This window comes from Deefgea chitinilytica (genome assembly GCF_016881405.1).
Taxonomy (GTDB): domain Bacteria; phylum Pseudomonadota; class Gammaproteobacteria; order Burkholderiales; family Chitinibacteraceae; genus Deefgea; species Deefgea chitinilytica.
Genome location: NZ_WOFE01000018.1, coordinates 1 through 3483 on the forward strand (window position 1 = coordinate 1; position 3483 = coordinate 3483).

A 3483-nucleotide genomic window follows, 5' to 3' on the forward strand; every position below is an offset into this window, starting at 1 on the left:
GATATGGGTCAGTAGCTCAGTTGGTTAGAGCACCGTGTTGATAACGCGGGGGTCATAGGTTCGATTCCTATCTGACCCACCAGTATCAAGGGGGTTTAGCTCATCTGGTAGAGCACCTGCTTTGCAAGCAGGGGGTGAACGGTTCGAGTCCGTTAACCTCCACCAACCATCTGGTAGAAAATAGAATTCAATGGATTGCACGTTGTACTGTGCAGTGTATTTTATTCTGGTTTCTAAAATTAGAGTCGTGATAAATTTAAATGTTTAATTCGTTAAATGTTTAAGATTAAAACGAAGCAATATCGATCTTTAACAAAATAGAAGAAGTAATTAATTCCAATAAACATTGTTATGGAATTAAATTGAAAGGTTGCTGCTTGCAGTGATTGATCAGTTTGATTTCAAAGTAAAAATATTGGGTTGATTGTATCTGTTTAATGAAACTAGTCTCATGCTAGTGACATTAGACCGCAAGTGAAATGAGAACTCACTTGCAAGTCGCAAATACGATTTCAGTAACTTGAAATACGTTGTACGTGTTTGAGGTTATAGGATCAAGCGAATAAGTGCATCTGGTGGATGCCTTGGCGATGATAGGCGAAGAAGGACGTGATAGCCTGCGATAAGCGTGGGGGAGCTGGCAAAGTGCTTTGATCCCACGATTTCCGAATGGGGAAACCCGGCCCTTTTGGGTCACTCTAGACTGAATACATAAGTCTAGTAGAGCGAACGCGGTGAACTGAAACATCTAAGTAACCGCAGGAAAAGAAATCAACCGAGATTCCCAAAGTAGTGGCGAGCGAAATGGGAAGAGCCTGTACGTGATAACAGTCGTGTTAATAGAACGGAATGGAAAGTCCGGCCATAGTGGGTGATAGCCCCGTATATGAAAGCACAATTGTGGTACTAAGCGTACGAAAAGTAGGGCGGGACACGAGAAATCCTGTTTGAAGATGGGGGGACCATCCTCCAAGGCTAAATACTCATCATCGACCGATAGTGAACCAGTACCGTGAGGGAAAGGCGAAAAGAACCCCGGGAGGGGAGTGAAATAGAACCTGAAACCGGATGCATACAAACAGTGGGAGCCCTTGCAAAATAGGGTGACTGCGTACCTTTTGTATAATGGGTCAGCGACTTACGTTCAGTAGCAAGCTTAACCGAATAGGGGAGGCGTAGGGAAACCGAGTCCGAATAGGGCGCATAGTTGCTGGGCGTAGACCCGAAACCAAGTGATCTAGCCATGGCCAGGATGAAGGTGCGGTAACACGCACTGGAGGTCCGAACCCACTAACGTTGCAAAGTTAGGGGATGAGCTGTGGCTAGGGGTGAAAGGCTAAACAAACTTGGAAATAGCTGGTTCTCCTCGAAAACTATTTAGGTAGTGCCTCATGTATCACTGACGGGGGTAAAGCACTGTTATGGCTAGGGGGTCATCGCGACTTACCAAACCATGGCAAACTCTGAATACCGTCAAGTGCGAGCATGGGAGACAGTCCTGGGGTGCTAACGTCCTGGGACAAGAGGGAAACAACCCAGACCGCCGTCTAAGGTCCCAAATGATCAATTAAGTGGAAAACGAGGTGGGAAGGCATAGACAGCCAGGATGTTGGCTTAGAAGCAGCCATCATTTAAAGAAAGCGTAATAGCTCACTGGTCGAGTCGTCCTGCGCGGAAGATGTAACGGGGCTCAAATTGATAACCGAAGACGCGGATATGCACTTTGTGCATATGGTAGAGGAGCGTTCTGTAAGCCTGTGAAGGTGTCTTGAGAAGGATGCTGGAGGTATCAGAAGTGCGAATGCTGACATGAGTAGCGATAAAGGGGGTGAAAAGCCCCCTCACCGAAAGCCCAAGGTTTCCTGCGCAACGTTCATCGGCGCAGGGTGAGTCGGCCCCTAAGGCGAGGCAGAAATGCGTAGTCGATGGGAAACAGGTTAATATTCCTGTACTTGATATAAGTGCGATGTGGGGACGGAGAAGGTTAGGTTAGCCAACGGTTGGAAGAGTTGGTTTAAGTGTGTAGGCGGATCTCTTAGGCAAATCCGGGAGGTTGTTAACGCTGAGGCATGATGACGATTCACTTAGGTGATGAAGTAACTGATACCCTGCTTCCAAGAAAAGCCACTAAGCTTCAGCTTATATTGAACCGTACCGCAAACCGACACAGGTGGGTAGGAAGAGTATTCTAAGGTGCTTGAGAGAACTCGGGAGAAGGAACTCGGCAAATTGACACCGTAACTTCGGGAGAAGGTGTGCCTCTAGTAGGTGAAGGTGTACAACTGGAGCCCAATGAGGCCGCAGAGAAATGAGGGCTGCGACTGTTTATCAAAAACACAGCACTGTGCCAACACGAAAGTGGACGTATACGGTGTGACGCCTGCCCGGTGCTGGAAGATTAAATGATGGGGTGCAAGCTCTTGATTGAAGTCCCAGTAAACGGCGGCCGTAACTATAACGGTCCTAAGGTAGCGAAATTCCTTGTCGGGTAAGTTCCGACCCGCACGAATGGCGTAACGATGGCCCTACTGTCTCCTCCCGAGACTCAGCGAAGTTGAAGTGTTTGTGAAGATGCAATCTCCCCGCTGCTAGACGGAAAGACCCCGTGAACCTTTACTGTAGCTTTGCATTGGACTTTGAAGTGGTTTGTGTAGGATAGGTGGGAGGCTTTGAAGCTGAGACGCTAGTTTCAGTGGAGCCGTCCTTGAAATACCACCCTGACCCCTTTGAGGTTCTAACCTTGGTCCGTTATCCGGATCGGGGACCGTGCATGGTAGGCAGTTTGACTGGGGCGGTCTCCTCCCAAATTGTAACGGAGGAGCTCGAAGGTCGCCTAGGTACGGTCGGACATCGTACTGATAGTGTAATGGCAAAAGGCGGCTTAACTGCGAGACCGACAAGTCGAGCAGGTGCGAAAGCAGGACATAGTGATCCGGTGGTTCTGAATGGAAGGGCCATCGCTCAACGGATAAAAGGTACTCCGGGGATAACAGGCTGATTCCGCCCAAGAGTTCACATCGACGGCGGAGTTTGGCACCTCGATGTCGGCTCATCACATCCTGGGGCTGTAGCCGGTCCCAAGGGTATGGCTGTTCGCCATTTAAAGTGGTACGTGAGCTGGGTTCAAAACGTCGTGAGACAGTTTGGTCCCTATCTGCAGTGGGCGTTGGAAATTTGAGAGGGGCTGCTCCTAGTACGAGAGGACCGGAGTGGACTGACCTCTGGTGTACCGGTTGTCACGCCAGTGGCATTGCCGGGTAGCTAAGTCGGGAAGAGATAAGCGCTGAAAGCATCTAAGCGCGAAACTTGCCTCAAGATGAGATTTCCCTAGGGTTTTAAATCCTCTAAAGAGTCGTTCGAGACCAGGACGTTGATAGGTTGGGTGTGGAAGCGCAGTAATGCGTTAAGCTAACCAATACTAATTGCTCGTGAGGCTTGATCCTATAACCTGAAGCGCGTAATGCGACGATGGATATAATCAAT

2 tRNA genes and 1 rRNA gene are annotated in these 3483 nt (G+C 48.9%); all 3 read left to right on the forward strand.

The features are described 5' to 3' along the window. Window positions 1-5: 5 nt before the first annotated feature. Window positions 6-82 (forward strand) — tRNA-Ile (locus GM173_RS15780). 7 nt (window positions 83-89) lie between these two features. Beyond that, window positions 90-165 (forward strand) — tRNA-Ala (locus GM173_RS15785). A 387-nt stretch (window positions 166-552) separates the two neighbouring features. After that, window positions 553-3443, forward strand: a 23S ribosomal RNA gene (locus GM173_RS15790). Window positions 3444-3483: the final 40 nt, after the last annotated feature.